The 16,556-nt window shown below is 66.4% G+C and carries 17 protein-coding genes; 13 read left to right on the top strand and 4 right to left on the bottom strand.

The genetic code is table 11. The features are described 5' to 3' along the window. The first annotated feature begins 5 nt into the window (after nt 1-5). Nucleotides 6-1,415 carry a threonine synthase gene (gene thrC, locus SBP02_RS15300; protein ID WP_318642970.1) on the top strand — a complete coding sequence of 470 codons (1,410 nt, stop codon included), beginning with the start codon at nt 6-8 and terminating at the stop codon, nt 1,413-1,415. A gap of 136 nt (nt 1,416-1,551) precedes the next feature. Next, nucleotides 1,552-1,815 carry a hypothetical protein gene (locus SBP02_RS15295; protein WP_318642969.1) on the top strand — a complete coding sequence of 88 codons (264 nt, stop codon included), beginning with the start codon at nt 1,552-1,554 and terminating at the stop codon, nt 1,813-1,815. Between the two features lie 21 nt (nt 1,816-1,836). On the opposite strand, the gene SBP02_RS15290 is transcribed toward SBP02_RS15295, so the two are convergent. Beyond that, entirely contained in the window at nt 1,837-2,097 is a 261-nt protein-coding gene (locus tag SBP02_RS15290; protein ID WP_318642968.1) for a hypothetical protein, read from the bottom strand. Nucleotides 2,098-2,116: 19 nt separating this feature from the next. Beyond that, a complete protein-coding gene (locus tag SBP02_RS15285) occupies nt 2,117-3,313 on the bottom strand; it encodes a CaiB/BaiF CoA transferase family protein (RefSeq protein WP_318642967.1) in 1,197 nt (398 codons plus the stop codon). Between the two features lie 277 nt (nt 3,314-3,590). Here SBP02_RS15285 and gtfA point away from each other — a divergent pair, with 277 nt between their 5' ends. The 3 genes from gtfA (at nt 3,591) to recJ (ending at nt 7,478) form a co-directional block, all read left to right on the top strand. Next, the gene (gene gtfA / locus SBP02_RS15280) at nt 3,591-5,033 is read left to right on the top strand and encodes a sucrose phosphorylase (RefSeq protein ID WP_318642966.1); all 1,443 of its coding nucleotides are present in this window, start codon (nt 3,591-3,593) and stop codon (nt 5,031-5,033) included. Between the two features lie 68 nt (nt 5,034-5,101). Continuing rightward, nucleotides 5,102-5,641: a YaeQ family protein gene (locus SBP02_RS15275; protein ID WP_318642965.1), complete on the top strand. Its 540-nt coding sequence runs from the start codon at nt 5,102-5,104 to the stop codon at nt 5,639-5,641. Between the two features lie 127 nt (nt 5,642-5,768). Continuing rightward, a complete protein-coding gene (recJ, locus tag SBP02_RS15270) occupies nt 5,769-7,478 on the top strand; it encodes a single-stranded-DNA-specific exonuclease RecJ (protein ID WP_318642964.1) in 1,710 nt (569 codons plus the stop codon). Here the strand turns inward: recJ and SBP02_RS15265 are convergent, their stop codons facing one another. Beyond that, nucleotides 7,479-8,156, bottom strand: coding sequence for a transglutaminase-like cysteine peptidase (locus tag SBP02_RS15265; protein WP_318642963.1), 678 nt, complete (start codon nt 8,154-8,156; stop codon nt 7,479-7,481). Nucleotides 8,157-8,464: 308 nt separating this feature from the next. Here SBP02_RS15265 and prfB point away from each other — a divergent pair. The 8 genes from prfB to SBP02_RS15225 all read left to right on the top strand — a co-directional run bounded on the left by prfB (nt 8,465) and on the right by SBP02_RS15225 (nt 16,150). Beyond that, nucleotides 8,465-9,560, top strand: a protein-coding gene (prfB, locus tag SBP02_RS15260) for a peptide chain release factor 2 (RefSeq protein ID WP_318642962.1) whose coding sequence is annotated in 2 segments (ribosomal slippage) — nt 8,465-8,536 and nt 8,538-9,560 — 1,095 coding nt in all. Because the reading frame shifts where the segments join, the coding sequence is not laid out codon by codon here. Nucleotides 9,561-9,631: 71 nt separating this feature from the next. Continuing rightward, nucleotides 9,632-11,134 carry a lysine--tRNA ligase gene (gene lysS, locus SBP02_RS15255; RefSeq protein WP_318642961.1) on the top strand — a complete coding sequence of 501 codons (1,503 nt, stop codon included), beginning with the start codon at nt 9,632-9,634 and terminating at the stop codon, nt 11,132-11,134. A gap of 109 nt (nt 11,135-11,243) precedes the next feature. After that, the gene (locus SBP02_RS15250) at nt 11,244-11,957 is read left to right on the top strand and encodes a TetR/AcrR family transcriptional regulator (protein WP_318642960.1); all 714 of its coding nucleotides are present in this window, start codon (nt 11,244-11,246) and stop codon (nt 11,955-11,957) included. A gap of 172 nt (nt 11,958-12,129) precedes the next feature. After that, complete coding sequence (locus SBP02_RS15245) at nt 12,130-12,681, top strand: hypothetical protein (protein WP_318642959.1); 552 nt, start codon at nt 12,130-12,132, stop codon at nt 12,679-12,681. Nucleotides 12,682-12,723: 42 nt separating this feature from the next. Next, nucleotides 12,724-14,019: a flavohemoglobin expression-modulating QEGLA motif protein gene (locus SBP02_RS15240; protein WP_318642958.1), complete on the top strand. Its 1,296-nt coding sequence runs from the start codon at nt 12,724-12,726 to the stop codon at nt 14,017-14,019. A gap of 183 nt (nt 14,020-14,202) precedes the next feature. Further along, nucleotides 14,203-14,949, top strand: coding sequence for a TIGR00266 family protein (locus SBP02_RS15235; protein WP_318642957.1), 747 nt, complete (start codon nt 14,203-14,205; stop codon nt 14,947-14,949). After that, nucleotides 14,946-15,830, top strand: a complete 885-nt coding sequence (locus SBP02_RS15230; protein WP_318642956.1) for an alpha/beta hydrolase — start codon at nt 14,946-14,948, stop codon at nt 15,828-15,830. The genes SBP02_RS15235 and SBP02_RS15230 overlap by 4 nt, the downstream gene beginning before the upstream one ends. Then, nucleotides 15,827-16,150, top strand: coding sequence for a hypothetical protein (locus SBP02_RS15225; protein WP_318642955.1), 324 nt, complete (start codon nt 15,827-15,829; stop codon nt 16,148-16,150). The genes SBP02_RS15230 and SBP02_RS15225 overlap by 4 nt, the downstream gene beginning before the upstream one ends. Before the next feature lie 19 nt (nt 16,151-16,169). On the opposite strand, the gene SBP02_RS15220 is transcribed toward SBP02_RS15225, so the two are convergent. Then, the gene (locus SBP02_RS15220; RefSeq protein WP_318642954.1) at nt 16,170-16,514 is read right to left on the bottom strand and encodes a pilin assembly protein; all 345 of its coding nucleotides are present in this window, start codon (nt 16,512-16,514) and stop codon (nt 16,170-16,172) included. Nucleotides 16,515-16,556: the final 42 nt, after the last annotated feature.

Here is a 16,556-nt window from a genome sequence, read left to right as displayed (position 1 = left end):
AAGTCATGCGTTATATCAGTACCCGCGGCCAGGCCCCGGCCCTCAACTTCGAAGACGTCCTGCTGGCCGGTCTGGCCAGCGACGGCGGCCTCTACGTGCCGGAAAACCTGCCGCGCTTCACCCAGGAGGAGATCGCTTCCTGGGCCGGCCTGCCCTACCACGAGCTGGCCTTCCGGGTGATGCGCCCGTTCGTGGCCGGCAGCATCGGCGACGGCGACTTCAAGAAGATTCTCGAGGAAACCTACGGCGTGTTCGCCCACAACGCCGTGGCGCCGCTGCGCCAGCTCAACGGCAACGAGTGGGTGTTGGAGCTGTTCCACGGCCCGACCCTGGCCTTCAAGGACTTCGCCCTGCAGCTGCTCGGCCGCCTGCTCGACCACGTGCTGTCCAAGCGCGGCGAGCGCGTGGTGATTATGGGCGCGACCTCGGGGGATACGGGGTCTGCAGCGATCGAGGGCTGCAAGGCCTGCGAACACGTCGACATCTTCATCATGCACCCGCACAACCGGGTGTCCGAGGTGCAGCGCCGGCAGATGACCACCATCCTCGGCGACAACATCCACAACATCGCCGTGGAAGGCAACTTCGACGACTGCCAGGAGATGGTCAAGGCCAGCTTCGCCGACCAGGGCTTCCTCAAGGGCACCCGCCTGGTGGCGGTCAACTCGATCAACTGGGCGCGGATCATGGCCCAGATCGTCTACTACTTCCACGCCGCGCTGCAGCTCGGCGGGCCGGCCCGCTCGGTGGCCTTCTCGGTGCCGACCGGCAACTTCGGTGACATCTTCGCCGGTTACCTGGCGCGCAACATGGGCCTGCCGATCAGTCAGCTGGTCGTGGCGACCAACCGCAACGACATCCTGCACCGCTTCATGAGCGGCAACCAGTACGTCAAGGACACCCTGCACCCGACCCTGTCGCCGTCCATGGACATCATGGTCTCGTCCAACTTCGAGCGCCTGCTGTTCGACCTGCACGGCCGCAACGGCGCCGCCATCGCCGGCCTGATGGACACCTTCAGGCAGGGTGGCGGCTTCAGCGTCGAGGAAGATCGCTGGACCGAGGCGCGCAAGCTGTTCGACTCCCTGGCGGTGGACGATGCGCAGACCTGTCAGACCATCGCCGAGGTGTATGCCGAGTGTGGCGAGTTGCTCGACCCGCACACCGCCATCGGCGTGCGCGCCGCTCGCGAGTGCCGCCGCAGTCTGGCGGTGCCCATGGTGATCCTGGGTACCGCGCACCCGGTGAAGTTCCCCGAGGCGGTGGAGAAGGCCGGTGTCGGCCAGGCGCCGGCGCTGCCGGCGCACCTGTCCGACCTGTTCGAGCGCGAGGAGCGTTGCACCGTGCTGGCCAACGACCTGAAGACCATTCAGGCCTTCGTCGCCCAGCACGGCAACCGCGGCAAGCCGCTCTAAGCCGCTAGCCTGAACGGCGCAAGCCCGGTGTCGCCTCTGGCGGCCCCGGGCTTGCGCGTTTCTGTGCCTGCGGTTCTGCATGGGCGGGCAGGGGCGGCTAGGCTCAGGGTGTGGCGGTGGTGGTGCGAGGCGGGCCATGAATCGACGACGCGATGAGCTGCCGCCCTCGGTAATGGCGGCATTGCGGCGGGGACGCAAGATCGAGGCGATCAAGCGCTTGCGAGAGGCGTGCGGGCTCGATCTGCGCGAAGCGAAACAGGAGGTGGAGGCCTTTCTGCAGGTGCATCCCGAACTGTTTGTGGCGGGCCGCGCCACGAGCCATCGCCACGGCCTGGTGTTCTGGCTGTTGCTGAGTCTGCTGCTGGGGGTGGTCCTGCTGCTGTTCAGTCGCCGGCTCTAGTGGATGTGTGGGGGCTTCGCGTCAGTCGGCCAGCAGCAGGTAGGCCAGGCCCATCAGCAGGATCAGGATCAGCCAGATCAGGGCGTTCAACTTGCTGGAGGCCACCACGCCGGGCCCGCGCAGGGAGATCGGCGGGTTGTCTTCCAGGTAGCGGTCGATCTGGGCTTCGGCCTCCTCGGCGCCGATGGTCCGGTGCGCGCGCAGCAGGGCGATGGCCCTCGCCCGCTGGCCGGCGCGCAGTGCCCGGCGCACGTCTTCCGGCAGCGCCTGTTCGGCCTGCATGACGCCCTCCCGGTCGCCCTCAGACGGCGCCGTTGCGGCGCAATTCGGCGACCTGCTCTTGGTCATAGCCTAGCTCGGCGAGCAGGGTGTCGGTGTGTTCGCCGAGCTGCGGTCCGATCCACTCCGCCGACCCGGGCGTCTCCGACAGCTTGGGCACTATGCCCGGCATCTTGAACGGCTTGCCGTCCGGCAGCTTGGCGCTGAGGAACATCTCCCGGGCGAGGAATTGCGGGTCACCGAGCATATCCTCGGCCGAGTAGATGCGGCTGGCCGGCACCTCGGCGCGGTTCAGCGTCGTCAGTACCTGTTCCAGCGTCAGCGAGCCGACCCAGCGGTCGATCACTCCGTACAGCTCGTCGCGGCGGGCGTCGCGACCGTCGTTGCTGGCCAGCGCCGGGTCGCTCGCCAGATCCTCTCGATCTATCGCGCGCATAAAGCGCTGGAAGATGGCATCGCCGTTGGCGCCGATCTGCACATGCTTGCCGTCGGCGCTGGTGTGGATGGAGGAGGGGGTGATGCCTGGCATGATGTTGCCGCTGCGCTCGCGGATGAAGCCGAACACGTCGAACTCCGGCACCATCGACTCCATCATGGCGAACACCGCCTCGTACAGCGCCACGTCCACCACCTGGCCCTGGCCGCCGCCCACCTCGCGATGGCGCAGGGCCATGAGTGCGCCGATCACCCCCCACAGTGCGGCGATGGAGTCGCCGATGCTGATGCCGGTACGCACCGGCGGACGATCCTCGAAGCCGGTGATGTAACGCAGTCCGCCCATGGACTCGCCCACCGCGCCGAAGCCCGGCTGGTCCTTCAGCGGGCCGCTCTGGCCGAAGCCGGACAGGCGCACCATCACCAGCTTCGGGTTGAGTGCGTGCAGCACCTCCCAGCCCAGGCCGAGCTTCTCCAGTACGCCGGGGCGAAAATTCTCGATCAGGATGTCGGCGTCCGCCAGCAGCCGCTTGAGCACCTCGAGGCCGGCCTCGTGCTTGAGGTTGAGGGTGATCGACTGCTTGTTGCGCGCCTGCACGAACCACCACAGCGAGGTGCCCTCGTACAGCTTGCGCCACTTGCGCAGCGGGTCGCCGCCGTCGGGCGACTCGACCTTGATCACCTCGGCGCCGAATTCGGCGCAGATGCGCGCGGCGAAGGGACCGGCGATCAGGCTGCCGAGTTCGATGACCTTGAGGCCGGCGAGGGGTTTGCTGGGATTCATGCATGACTCCGAGTGGATGGTGCGTCGCGCCTAGCCTATTCGATTGCATGGGGCCTGGGACATGCGCCGGACGAGAAAAATCGATGGCCCGTCCCGGGACAGGCCTGCAGCGCCACAGGCATTGGCGGCTGTGTCCTGCAGGGCTATAGGGGGGCAATTCGCGCGGCGACGCTGGTCCCTCCTGCGGCCGCCCTGGCTTGACGCACCTGGGTTGTGTCACCTACACGAGGGGCAGGGGCAATTGCTTCGCTATTCATTCAGCCCATCAGGAGTACGCATGCCACTGCGCAACGCTGTCCAACTGATTACCTATCCCGACCGCCTGGGGCGCAACCTGGGCGAACTCTACCAGCTGCTCGACCAGCACCTGGCCGACGCGCTCGGCGGCGTGCATATCCTGCCGCTGTATCCGTCCAACGCCGATGGCGGCTTCTCGCCGCTGACCCACACGGAGGTGGATCCGCGCTACGGCGACTGGGCGGATGTGGAGCGCATCTCCGCGCGCTTCGACCTGTGCGTCGACCTGATCATCAGCCATATAGCCGACGAGTCGCCGGAGTTTCTCGACTTCCTCGCCAATGGCCAGGCCTCGGCCCATGCCGAGCTGTTCGTGCAGGTCGACAAGCTGGGCGAGATCGGCCTGGAGGACCTGGCGAAGATCCATATCCGCAAGGAGAAGGAGCCGTTTCGCCGGGTGCAGCTGGCCGATGGCAGCCAGTGCCGGGTCTGGTGCACCTTCACCGAGCGGCAGATCGACCTGAACTACGAGTCGCCGCAGACCTACCGGCTGATGGAGCAGTACATGGCCTTCCTCGCCGCCCGCGGGGTCAAGCTGCTGCGCCTGGATGCCTTCGGCTACACCACCAAGCGCATCGGCAGCAGCTGCTTTCTGGTCGAGCCGGACGTCTACCGCATCCTCGAATGGTTCCGCGAAACCGGGGCCAAGTACGGCGCCGAGATGCTGCCCGAGGTACACGACCACATCAGCTACCAGTACGCCATCTCGCGGCGCAACATGCGCCCCTATGCCTTCGCCCTGCCGCCGCTGGTGCTGCATGCCTTCCTCGCCGGCAACAGCCGTTACCTCAAGCAGTGGCTGCGCATGTGTCCGCGCAACCAGATCACGGTGCTCGATACCCACGACGGCATCTGCATCCCCGATGTCGAAGGCGTGCTGCCCGAGGCGGAGATCCGCTACCTGGTGGACGAGGTGTCGACCCGCAGCGCCGACCCGATCATGCGCCGCTCGGCAGTCAACGTGCACAGCGTCGGGGCCATCTACCAGCTGACCTGCACCTTCTTCGAGGCGCTGATGCGCAACGAGGAGGCCTATATCGCCGCGCGGGCCATCCAGTTCTTCACCCCCGGCATCCCCCAGGTCTATTACGTCGGCCTGCTGGCCGGCTGCAACGACTTCGAGCTGGCCGAACGCAGCGGCGAGGCGCGGGATGTCAACCGCCACCACTACGGCCTCGACGAGGCTCAAGCGGCGCTGCAGCGGCCCGTGGTACAGCGCCTGCTGGCGTTGATGCGCCTGCGTAACCGGCACCCGGCTTTCGCCGGCCGCTTCGAGCTGATCCAGTCCAGCGACAGCAGCCTGGCCATGGCCTGGCGTCACGGCGAGCATTACTGCCGGCTGCAGGTGGAGCTGAGCACCAGCCAGGCGATCATCCACTACCTGGACCCGATCGACGGCCGCGAGCGGCAGCTGCGTTGTTGAGCGCCGGCCCGGCGGGCGGCGTTTCGGGTTAGACTTGCGGCCTTTTCGCCCAGCCAAGAAGCCCGCCCATGGCCCTGCCGTCCACCACCTACAAGATCGACCTGAACCTCACCGACATCGACCGCAGCGTCTACGAGAGCCTGCGGTTCACCGTCGCCCGCCACCCCTCGGAGACCGAGGAGCGCCTGGCCGCGCGGCTGATCGCCTACGCCCTGTTCTATCACGAGCAGCTGGCCTTCGGCCGTGGCCTGTCGGATGTCGACGAGCCGGCGTTGTGGGAGAAGAGCCTGGACGACCGCGTGCTGCACTGGATCGAGGTCGGCCAGCCGGACAGCGAGCGCATCACCTGGTGCTCGCGGCGTACCGAAAAGTTCAGCCTGGTGGCCTACGGCAACCTGCGGGTGTGGCAGACCAAGGAGCTCGACCCGGTGCGCAGCCTGAAGAACATCAATGTGGTGTCCCTGGGCCAGGAAGCCCTGGCCAGCCTGGCCCAGGACATGCCGCGGGCGCTGAGCTGGAGCGTGATGATCAGCGACGGCGAGCTGTTCGTCACCGACGAGCGCGGCCAGCACGAGCTGCCCATCGAGTGGCTGGCCGGCGAAAGATAAAGGCCCTGATCTGTCGGAGGGATCGAGCCGGCGATACCCGTTGGGTTGCAAGTAGTGATGGGTATCGCTGCGCTCAATCCATCCTGCGACCGCTGTACACCCATTAAGAAGACCCCCTGGACTATTGATGCGTATCGAGCCCCGCCCGCTGCCCGAAACCCTGCCCGACCTGGGCAACCTGCCGCCGCTGTTGACCCGTCTCTATGCCGCCCGCGGCGTGCAGTCGGCGGCCGAACTGGACAAGGGGCTGGCGCGCCTGCTGCCTTACTCGCAACTCAAGGGTATCGACGCGGCCGTCGAGCTCCTGGTCGAGGCCCTGGAGCAGGGGCAGCGCCTGCTGATAGTCGGCGATTTCGATGCCGATGGCGCCACCGCCAGTTCTGTCGGGGTGCTCGGCCTGCGCCTGCTCGGCGCCGCCCAGGTCGATTACCTGGTGCCCAATCGCTTCGAGTATGGCTATGGGCTGACCCCGGAAATCGTCGCGGTGGCCCTGGAACGCCGGCCGCAGTTGCTGATCACGGTGGACAACGGCATCTCCAGCGTCGAGGGGGTGGCCGCGGCCAAGGCCGCCGGGCTCAAGGTGCTGGTCACCGACCACCACCTGCCGGGCCCCGAGCTGCCGGCGGCCGATGCCATCGTCAACCCCAACCAGCCGGGCTGCACCTTCCCGAGCAAGGCCATGGCCGGGGTCGGGGTGATGTTCTACGTGCTGCTGGCGTTGCGCGCGCGCCTGCGCGAGTCGGGCTGGTTCGCCACGCGCGCCGAACCCAATCTGGCCGAGCTGCTCGACCTGGTGGCCCTGGGCAGCGTCGCCGACGTGGTGCCGCTGGACGCCAACAACCGCATCCTGGTGCATCAGGGCCTGGCGCGCATACGCGCCGGCCGCGCCCGTCCGGGGTTGCGGGCGATTCTCGAGGTGGCCGGGCGCGACCACCGGCGCATCAGCTCCACCGACCTGGGCTTCATCCTCGGCCCGCGCCTGAATGCCGCCGGGCGCCTGGACGACATGAGCCTGGGCATCGAGTGCCTGCTGTGCGAGGACGAGGCCCTGGCCCGCGACATGGCGGTGCAGCTCGACCAGCTCAACCAGGACCGCAAGGCCATCGAGCAGGGCATGCAGCGCGAGGCCCTGGCCCAGCTCAAGGACTTGCCGGTCGAGAGCCTGCCGTTCGGCCTGTGCCTGTTCGAGCCGGACTGGCACCAGGGGGTGATCGGCATCCTCGCCTCGCGCCTGAAGGAGCGCTACCACCGCCCGGCCATCGCCTTCGCCGATGCCGGCGAGGGTGTGCTCAAGGGCTCGGCGCGCTCGGTGCCGGGGTTGCATATCCGCGATGCGCTGGACGCCGTGGCGGCTCGCCACCCTGGCCTGATCAGCAAGTTCGGCGGCCATGCCATGGCCGCCGGCCTGTCCCTGCCGCAGGAGCACTTCGGCGCCTTCGCCGCGGCCTTCGACGCCGAGGTGCGGCGCCAGCTCTGCGAGGACGATCTGACCGGGCGCCTGCTGTCCGACGGCACTCTGTCGGTGGAGGAGTTCCATCTGCCCCTGGCCAAGGAGCTGCGCCACGCCGGGCCCTGGGGCCAGCACTTTCCCGAGCCGCTGTTCCACGGGGTGTTCCAGATCGTCCAGCAGCGTGTGGTGGGCGACAAGCACCTGAAGCTGGTGCTCAAGACCGAATGCGGCGGCCAGACCCTGGACGCCATCGCCTTCAACGTCGACCGTGAACTCTGGCCCAACCCGACGGTGCGCTGGGTCGAGCTGGCCTACAAGCTGGACGTCAACGAGTACCGCGGCCAGGAAAGCGTGCAGCTGCTGGTGGCGCACCTGGCACCGCGCTGATCAGCCCCGGTCGTCCAGCCGGCGCGCCTGCTCGGCCAGGGTGCGCGCGCTGACATCGCTCCAGCGCGAGAGCAGTTGCGGCGACTGCGCGGACTTCTGTTGCGGCGACTTGGCCAGGAATATGCCGTGGTTGTTGAAGGCATACACCGGCAGCAGATCCTTGCGCTCGGCGGCCGGCCTGATGCGCCGGTCGAGGTTGTCGAGGATCAGCGGCTGGGCGGTCGGGGTCGGGTAGTAGGCCAGCACCATGTGCGCCTGGTTGCGGCGCAGGGCCTTGACGAAGGTCAGGCGCAGCTTCTCGCTGGGCACGCCCATCTCCACCAGGGTGAAGTACTTGCCGATGGCGAAGTCTTCGCAATCGCCGCGCCCCCTTGTCAGGGTCTGCAGCGGCGTCGCCCAGTACTCGTCCATGCCCCAGATGTCGCGATCGTCCCCGAACGCTACGGCATTGTTGATGAAGTCGTTGACCACCTCGAGCTTGTCGTCCTCGTCCGCATCGCGGCCCTGGGCGATCAGGTTATGCCAGCTGGTCAGGCGGGCCTCGCCGATGGCCGAGTCGAGGGCGAATAGCGGCTCGGCGCGGCCGGGGCCGGCCGCGACACACAGCAATGTCGCCAGCAGGATGCGCAGGCAGCGGGAAGCAGGGGCGTGGGGCTTGGGCGGCCGGTTTTGTGTCATGGTCGGGACTACTGCTGGGCTGTCGCTGATCCATAGCTTGCAACCGGGTTTTTCTTCTGATACGCCATGTTGCTGGCGTCAATTAGTGATCGGTTACCGCGTAATGCTAGCCAATATCGACGCATGCGCCGCGTTGAATCCGACGAGCTGTCTTCCGAGTCGGCCCCTGGGCCGGCGTACTGGGGGCTGCAGGCGCGAATTCCCGGCCATCGGGCGATGGCCGGGTGACGCGGCGGGCTGCCGGCGCCGCGCGTCTGGGGTATACTCGCCGGCTTTTCCGAAAGTTTGACCTGCGAGTGCCGCCTGCCATGGAAATCAACCCGATCCTCAACAGCATCAAGGACCTGTCCGAGCGCACCCAGACCATTCGGGGGTATCTTTGACTACGATCACAAAGCTGATCGTCTGGTCGAAGTAAACCGCGAGCTGGAAGACGCCAGCGTCTGGAACAAGCCCGAGTACGCCCAGAGCCTGGGCCGTGAGCGCGCCATGCTGGCGCAGATCGTCGAGACCATCGATGACCTCACCGGCAGCCTGGCCGATTCGCAGGATCTGCTGGAAATGGCCGCCGAAGAAAACGACGAAGGCGCGGTGAACGACATCGTCGCCGAAGTCGAGCGCCTACGCGAAATCCTCGAGAAGCTGGAATTCCGCCGCATGTTCGGTGGCGAGATGGACCCCAACAACTGCTACCTGGACATCCAGGCCGGTTCCGGCGGCACCGAGGCCCAGGACTGGGCCAACATCCTGCTGCGCATGTACCTGCGTTGGGCCGACAAGCGCGGCTTCGACGCCACCATCATCGAGCTGTCCGAGGGCGAAGTCGCCGGCATCAAGGGCGCCACCGTGCACATCAAGGGCGAGTACGCCTTCGGCTGGTTGCGAACCGAGATCGGCGTGCACCGCCTGGTGCGCAAGAGCCCGTTCGACTCCGGTGCCCGTCGCCACACCTCGTTCTCGGCGGTGTTCGTCTCCCCCGAGATCGACGACAAGGTCGAGATCGAGATCAACCCGGCCGACCTGCGTATCGACACCTACCGCTCCTCCGGCGCCGGCGGTCAGCACGTCAACACCACCGACTCGGCGGTGCGTATCACCCACGTGCCGACCAACACCGTGGTGGCCTGCCAGAACGAGCGCTCGCAGCACGCCAACAAGGACACCGCGATGAAGATGCTGCGGGCCAAGTTGTACGAGCTGGAAATGCAGAAGCGCAACGCCGCCTCCCAGGCCCTGGAAGACAGCAAGTCGGACATCGGCTGGGGCCACCAGATCCGCTCCTACGTGCTCGACGACTCGCGCATCAAGGATCTGCGCACCGGCGTCGAGCGCAGCGACTGCCAGAAGGTGCTCGATGGCGACCTCGACCAGTACCTCGAAGCCAGCCTGAAACAGGGCCTGTGATCCGCACCTGCAGGGGCCACGCGCCCCTGCCCGTAACCCATTTGATTTAGACGCCAGGCAGATAGACGACCATGAGCGACCAACAACTCGACCAGCACGAACTGCAGCAGGAAGAAAACAAGCTGATTGCCCAGCGCAAGGAAAAGCTGGCCAGCCTGCGCGAGCAGGGCAACGCCTTCCCCAACGACTTCCGTCGCACCTGCTATTGCGGGGATCTGCAGAAACAGTACGTCGACGCCTCCAAGGAGGCCCTGGCCGAAGCTGCCATTCCGGTCAAGGTCGCCGGGCGCATCATGCTCAACCGCGGCGCCTTCCTGGTGCTGCAGGACATGAGCGGACGCATCCAGCTCTACGTCAACCGCAAGACCCTGCCGGCCGAGACCCTGGAAGCGATCAAGCATTGGGACCTGGGCGACATCATCGCCGCCGTGGGCACCCTGGCCCGCTCCGGCAAGGGCGACCTGTACGTGGAAATGACCGACGTGCGCCTGCTGACCAAGTCGCTGCGCCCGCTGCCGGACAAGTTCCATGGCCTGACCGACACCGAGCAGCGCTATCGCCAGCGTTACGTCGACCTGATGGTCAACGAGGAGGTGCGCCACAGCTTCCGCGTGCGCTCCCAGGTGATCGCCCATATTCGCAACTTCCTCATGCAGCGCGACTTCCTCGAAGTGGAAACGCCGATGCTGCAGAGTATCCCCGGCGGCGCCGCGGCCAAGCCGTTCGAGACCCACCACAATGCCCTGGACATGCAGATGTTCCTGCGCATCGCCCCGGAGCTGTACCTCAAGCGCCTGGTGGTCGGCGGCTTCGAGAAGGTCTTCGAGATCAACCGCAACTTCCGCAACGAGGGCGTGTCGACCCGGCACAACCCCGAGTTCACCATGCTCGAGTTCTACCAGGCCTACGCCGACTACGAAGACAACATGGACCTGACCGAGGAGCTGTTCCGCGAGCTGGCCCAGCTGGTCCTGGGCAGCACCGACGTGCCCTACCAGGGCAAGGTGTTCCACTTCGGCGAGCCCTTCGCCCGCCTCTCGGTGTTCGAGTCGATCCTCAAGTTCAACCCCGAGATCAGCGCCGAGGACCTGCGCGACATCGACAAGGCCCGCGCCATCGCCAAGGCGGCCGGCGCCAAGGTGCTGGGCTTCGAGGGCCTGGGCAAGCTGCAGGTGATGATTTTCGAGGAGCTGGTCGAGCACAAGCTGGAGCAGCCGACCTTCATCACCCAGTACCCCTTCGAGGTCTCGCCGCTGGCCCGGCGTAACGACCAGGATCCGAGCGTCACCGACCGTTTCGAGCTGTTTATCGGCGGCCGCGAGATCGCCAATGCCTATTCCGAGCTGAACGACGCCGAGGACCAGGCCGAGCGCTTCATGGCCCAGGTGGCGGACAAGGACGCCGGCGACGACGAGGCCATGCACTACGATGCCGACTTCGTCCGCGCCCTGGAGTACGGCATGCCGCCGACCGCCGGCGAGGGCATCGGCATCGACCGCCTGGTGATGCTGCTCACCGATGCGCCGTCGATCCGCGACGTGATCCTCTTCCCGCACATGCGCCCGCAGGCCTGACGGCTGAAAAAAAGCCGCCTTCGGGCGGCTTTTTTGTGGCCAGATTCTGGCCGGCAGGCTCTAAGCTAAATCCGTAGTTCGTGCGATCGTGCCAGAGGACAGCCCAGCCGTGACTCCTAGCCCTGCTCAAGAAAACGCCGCCCAGGTGGCCAATGCCGTTGCCGAGAGTGTCCAGTACCAGGGGCGCAAAGCCAGCCGGCAAGGCAGCGAACAGCGTCGCCAGGCGATCCTCGACGCCGCCATGCGCATCATCGTGCGCGAGGGGGTACGGGCCGTGCGCCACCGCGCGGTGGCGGCCGAGGCAGCCGTGCCGCTGTCGGCCACCACCTATTACTTCAAAGACATCAACGACCTGATCACCGACACCTTCGCCCAGTTCGTCGAGCGCAGCGCCGCCTATATGGCGAAATTCTGGAGCAGCACCGAAGGCGTACTGCAGGAGCTGGTCGGCCATCTGGATGGCACGCCCGAGGCGCGCCGCCTCCTGGCCGACGAGATCGCCCGCCTGGCCGTGGAGTATGTGCGCTACCAGCTGGTCAATCGCCGCGACCACCTGCTCGCCGAGCAGGCGTTCCATCAGGAGGCCCTGCTCAATCCGCGCCTGCACGAGCTGGTGCACGCCCACGGGCAGATTCTCTCCCAGGGCGTCATCCGTTTCTTCCAGGTGCTCGGCTCGCGCCAGCCGGAACAGGATGCCCAGCTGTTGACCGCGATCATCCGGCGCATGGAATACCAGGGACTGCTCGACGGCGTCGAGCATCTGGACAACCAGGGCATGCTGGCGATTCTCAAGCGCTACATGCATCTGGTATTGGGGCTCTGAACCCTGTCGCCTATCCGGGGCGAGCGTTGGGCGAGAGGCTGTGTTATACGCTTAAGTTATATATGGGGGCTTGGGCCTCGCACCGAACCCCGCCCCGGCGGGGTTTGTCTTACATGGCAGAGCCGCCTGTGTCCGGCTGACGCAGTGCCGAGCGTTTTACAAGGAGAGCGTAATGAAAGCCTGGCGTACGCTGATCGTTGTGTCCTTTCTGCTACTGAGTGGCTGCCTGGTCACCTTCAGGGATCCGATCCCGGCCAATGAGGCGGCGCCCATTCCGTTGCTCGGCGAATGGGCTCGCACCAACGAATGGGGCGAGCAACTGTTCCTGCGTGTCAGCCGCGCCGGCTCCAACCTGTACAAGGCCGAGACCTATGTCGGCGACCCCAGTAATCTCGACAGCCTCAAGGAGTACGGCTTCACCGTGGCCCACCACGGCCGCCGTTGGTACCTGTCGGTCGGCCTGCCGAAACGCATGGGGGCGAACTTCGCCATCGCCGGCTTCGAGTTGACCACCGGCAACGAACTGGTGCTCTACAGTCTGGATGTCGACCGCATCCTCCAGGAGATGGAGCAGGGCGTGCTGGAGGGCGAGGCCGTGGAGACGCCCCAGGGCGAGGGCGTCCTGGTCACCAGCCCGCTGGATAGGGTGTTCGCCTATCTCGACGACCCGGCCAATTCGGATGTGTTCGTCGAAGTCGCGCGCTACCAGCGCACCGGTCAGTAATTCGCACCGCTCCCTGTGGGCGGGCGTGGCAACGAGGAATCGATGAACAGTCTCAACGAACTGGACGACTACCAGCTGACGGTGCGGGCCTTGTCCGACCGCATCGTCGAAGCGCAGACGCCGATCCGTGTGCTGGATGCGGTGAAGTGGGACGACAACGTCCGCAGCAACTTTCTCAAGCACAAGGGCAAGAAGCTGCCGGCGGTCGATCGTGACTATTACGCCGGTCGCCCGTTGGCCTTCGATACCGCTGCGAAGAAGCTGGAGTTCCAGAACATCGAGCGCGATATCACCCGTCAGCTCGGCCAGTTCAATCCGGTCGGCCAGATCATGCGGCGCATGTGCCGCGAGTACCGCATGGTCATCCGCATGCTCGAGGCACGCGGCACCGAGGATTTCGGGCTGATCTCCCAGGACCTCTACGGCGCGGCGTCCGATGCCTTCCATGCCGGCGATCCGACCCTGTCCGACCTGGGGCTGATGTTCTCCGACTACCTGAACAACATCGACCGGCGCGGCGACCTCGAGGACGAGCCGAAGAACCTCAGTGCCAAGCAGGCCGTCGACCTGCTGCAGCATCGCCTGAACAAGGTGTTCGGCGAGGCGGAGGAGACCATCCGGGTGTTCGAGTCCGACGGCATACTCGCCGACGCGGCGGCCGGCGCCGACTACATCAAGATCCGCGCCGACGCGGTGTTCAACGAGCGCGACGTCAAGGCCCTGGAGGTGCACGAGGGCCTGGTGCACGTGGCGACTACGATCAATGGGCAGAACCAGCCGATCTGCACCTTCCTGGCTAAGGGGCCGCCCTCGTCCACCGTGACCCAGGAGGGCCTGGCGATCCTCATGGAGGTGATCGCCTTCGCCTCCTACCCCACGCGCCTGCGCAAGCTGACCAACCGCACCCGCGCCATCCACATGGCCGAGGAGGGCGCCGACTTCCTGCAGGTGTGCGATTTCTACCGCGAACAGGGCTTCAGTCTGGAAGACAGCTACAGCAACGCCAGCCGCGCCTTTCGCGGCTCGTCCCCGACCGGGCTACCCTTCACCAAGGACCTGTCCTACCTGAAGGGCTTCATCATGGTCTACAACTACATCCAGCTGGCCGTGCGCAAGGGCAAGCTGGAGCAGATCCCCCTGCTGTTCTGCGGCAAGACCACCCTGGAGGACATGCGCACCCTGCGCCAGCTGGTCGACGAGGGCCTGGTGGTGGCACCGAAATACCTGCCGCCGCAGTTCAGCGATCTCAACTCGCTGTCGGCGTGGATGTGTTTCTCCAACTTCCTCAACCACCTGAGCCTGGACCGGATCGAGGCCGACTACGCCAATATCCTCTAGGCGTCGTTGCCGTCGACCGGCGACGTGGCGCGCGACCTGAAGAGGTCTCGGTTACAGCCGTAACCTCCGCTTTCGGGGCGTGCGTGCCCGCTGGCCTCCGCCCGGGGGCTCTTGGTCCCAGGTGGGAAGCCTCGGCCCGGGTGCTACCCGGGGCCGCGTTGCCCGAAATCTTAGGAGCCCCGAATGCCCAGTCACCAGCTCGATTACGAAATCCTCGGAACCTCGGCGCAGAGCGTGGAGATCATCCTCGACCCGGGCGAGACGGTGATCGCCGAGGCCGGGGTGATGAACTACATGACCGAGGGCGTGCGCTTCGAGACGCGCATGGGCGACGGCTCGGCCAGCGGCGTGCTGGGCAAGCTGTGGGGCGTCGGCAAGCGCCTGCTCACCGGCGAGTCGCTGTTCATGACGCACTTCTCCAACGCCGGAGCGCGTCCGGCGCGGGTGGCCTTCGCCGCGCCCTATCCGGGCACCGTGGTGCCGATCCAACTGGCCGAGGTGGGTGGCCAGTTGATTTGCCAGAAGGACGCCTTCCTCTGCGCGGCCCACGGCACGGCGCTGGGCATCAGCTTCAACAAGCGCCTGGGCGCCGGCTTCTTCGGCGGCGAGGGTTTCATCCTGCAGAAGCTCGAGGGCGATGGCCTGGCCTTCGTGCATGCCGGCGGCACGGTGATCCGCAAGGAGCTGAACGACGAGACCCTGCGCCTGGACACCGGCTGCCTGGTGGCGTTCAGTTCGGGGATCGATTACGACATCGCCTTGGCCGGGGGCCTCAAGAGCATGCTGTTCGGTGGCGAGGGCATCCTGTTGGCGACGCTCAAGGGCACCGGCAGCGTGTGGATTCAGAGCCTGCCGTTCTCGCGCCTGGCCGAGCGGGTGTATGAGGCGACCTACAAGGCGCGCGAAGAAGTTCGCGCCGGCGGCAAGTGAAACGACGCAGCTGGCTGCTGGCCGTGCTGTTGTGCCTGCACGGCTGCAGCGAGCTGTTGTTCTATCCCGAGCGCGGACTGCCGTTCACCCCGGCCAATGCGCGCCTGGACTACCGCGACCAATACCTGCGGGCCGCCGATGGCACCCGCCTGCATGCCTGGTGGCTACCGGCCAAGGAGGGGGTGGCGGTCAAGGGCACGGTGCTGCACCTGCACGGCAACGGCGGCAACCTGGCCAGCCACCTGGGCGGCACCTGGTGGTTGCCGGAGCAGGGCTACCAGGTGCTGATGCTGGACTACCGGGGGTTCGGTCTGTCCGAGGGGGCGCCGAGCCTGCCGGCGGTGTATCTGGACCTGGACGCGGCTTTCGCCTGGCTGGAGCAGGCGCCGCAGGTCCGCGACAAGCCGCTGTACGTCCTCGGTCAGAGCCTGGGCGGAGCCCTGGCCACGCACTATCTGGCCGGGCAGCCGCAGCGGCGTGCCCGCTTGAGCGCCCTGATCCTCGATGGCGTGCCGGCCAGCTACCGGGAGGTCGCCCGTCACGCCCTCGGCGCCAGCTGGCTGACCCGGCCGTTGCGCACGCCGCTGAGTTGGCTGGTGCCCGACGGCGACAGCGCCATTCACGTCATGCCGAAGCTGGTGGGGCTGCCGCTGCTGATCTTCCACAGCATCGATGATCCGCTGGTGCCCCTTTCCAACGGCGAGCGCTTGTATCAAGCTGCGCCCCCGCCGCGGGTGTTCCAGCCGACCCGTGGCGGTCACGTGCAGACCTTTGCCGACCCGGACTGGCGTCAGATGATGCTGCAGTTCATGCGCGACCCAGGCGGGTTCGCCGGCCTGCGCCATCTGGCGGACATTCCCGACACCGAGAGCCCACAATGAGTGAACGCGAGCCCATTCCCCTGATTCTCACCGCCATCGGCAGCATCTGCGCAACGGTCGCAGTGCTCTGGTATTACGGTTACCTGCATATCGCCAAGCCGCAGGATGCGCTGCTGCTGGCCGACTTCACCATGCTCAAGACCGTGCCCGGCGAGGACTACAAGGTCTCGCTCAAGCCGGCCAGCCAGGTGGCGCAGTGCGTCGATGGCGTGCTGGTGCTGTTCGACCTGCAGCAGAAGGGCCTCACCGGGGTGCTGGTGGACAACCGCAAGCAGGCCGTGCGTTGCCTCGGCGAGGCAACGCCCGAGGCCCCCCAGTAGCGCGGCCCAGGCGCCGGGCTCAGTGCTCGGCGCTGGCCTGCTGCTGCATCAGCTCGCGCAGGTACTTGCGCGACAGGGCGAGAAAACGCGGGGTCGGCCCGATGTCCTCGTACAGGGGGTCGCCCTGCTCGTCGGTGGCCACGACCTGGCTGCCCTTGACATAGGGCAGGCTGGCCTCCAGCTCCTCCAGCGCCGCGCCGATCAGCTCGCCGAGCAGCTCCTCGGTGTGGTGCTTGGGGTACATCTCGGTCAGCGCCGCCAGGCGCGCGGCGGCCTCCAGGTCGAGATGGATCTGGTAGGTGTTGCGGGTCAGGCGGCCCTTGGAGTTCTGTTCCCAGTGATGGACAAGTTCGCGAATCTTCATAACTACCTCGTCCTTCGCCCAGTACGGCTAGGCGGTTGTGCA

It is taken from the genome of Pseudomonas benzenivorans (genome assembly GCF_033547155.1).
GTDB lineage: Bacteria > Pseudomonadota > Gammaproteobacteria > Pseudomonadales > Pseudomonadaceae > Aquipseudomonas > Aquipseudomonas benzenivorans_B.
Note: the sequence above shows the minus strand (reverse complement) of the source record. Positions and strands in the feature narration are given on the sequence as shown.

Bases quoted from the DNA above. Each gene is read 5' to 3' on its own strand.
- thrC (WP_318642970.1), top strand. From the start codon at position 6: ATGCGTTATATCAGTACCCGCGGCCAGGCCCCGGCCCTCAACTTCGAA.
- SBP02_RS15295 (WP_318642969.1), top strand. From the start codon at position 1,552: ATGAATCGACGACGCGATGAGCTGCCGCCCTCGGTAATGGCGGCATTG.
- SBP02_RS15290 (WP_318642968.1), bottom strand. From the start codon at position 2,097: ATGCAGGCCGAACAGGCGCTGCCGGAAGACGTGCGCCGGGCACTGCGC.
- SBP02_RS15285 (WP_318642967.1), bottom strand. From the start codon at position 3,313: ATGAATCCCAGCAAACCCCTCGCCGGCCTCAAGGTCATCGAACTCGGC.
- gtfA (WP_318642966.1), top strand. From the start codon at position 3,591: ATGCCACTGCGCAACGCTGTCCAACTGATTACCTATCCCGACCGCCTG.
- SBP02_RS15275 (WP_318642965.1), top strand. From the start codon at position 5,102: ATGGCCCTGCCGTCCACCACCTACAAGATCGACCTGAACCTCACCGAC.
- recJ (WP_318642964.1), top strand. From the start codon at position 5,769: ATGCGTATCGAGCCCCGCCCGCTGCCCGAAACCCTGCCCGACCTGGGC.
- SBP02_RS15265 (WP_318642963.1), bottom strand. From the start codon at position 8,156: ATGACACAAAACCGGCCGCCCAAGCCCCACGCCCCTGCTTCCCGCTGC.
- lysS (WP_318642961.1), top strand. From the start codon at position 9,632: ATGAGCGACCAACAACTCGACCAGCACGAACTGCAGCAGGAAGAAAAC.
- SBP02_RS15245 (WP_318642959.1), top strand. From the start codon at position 12,130: ATGAAAGCCTGGCGTACGCTGATCGTTGTGTCCTTTCTGCTACTGAGT.
- SBP02_RS15240 (WP_318642958.1), top strand. From the start codon at position 12,724: ATGAACAGTCTCAACGAACTGGACGACTACCAGCTGACGGTGCGGGCC.
- SBP02_RS15235 (WP_318642957.1), top strand. From the start codon at position 14,203: ATGCCCAGTCACCAGCTCGATTACGAAATCCTCGGAACCTCGGCGCAG.
- SBP02_RS15225 (WP_318642955.1), top strand. From the start codon at position 15,827: ATGAGTGAACGCGAGCCCATTCCCCTGATTCTCACCGCCATCGGCAGC.
- SBP02_RS15220 (WP_318642954.1), bottom strand. From the start codon at position 16,514: ATGAAGATTCGCGAACTTGTCCATCACTGGGAACAGAACTCCAAGGGC.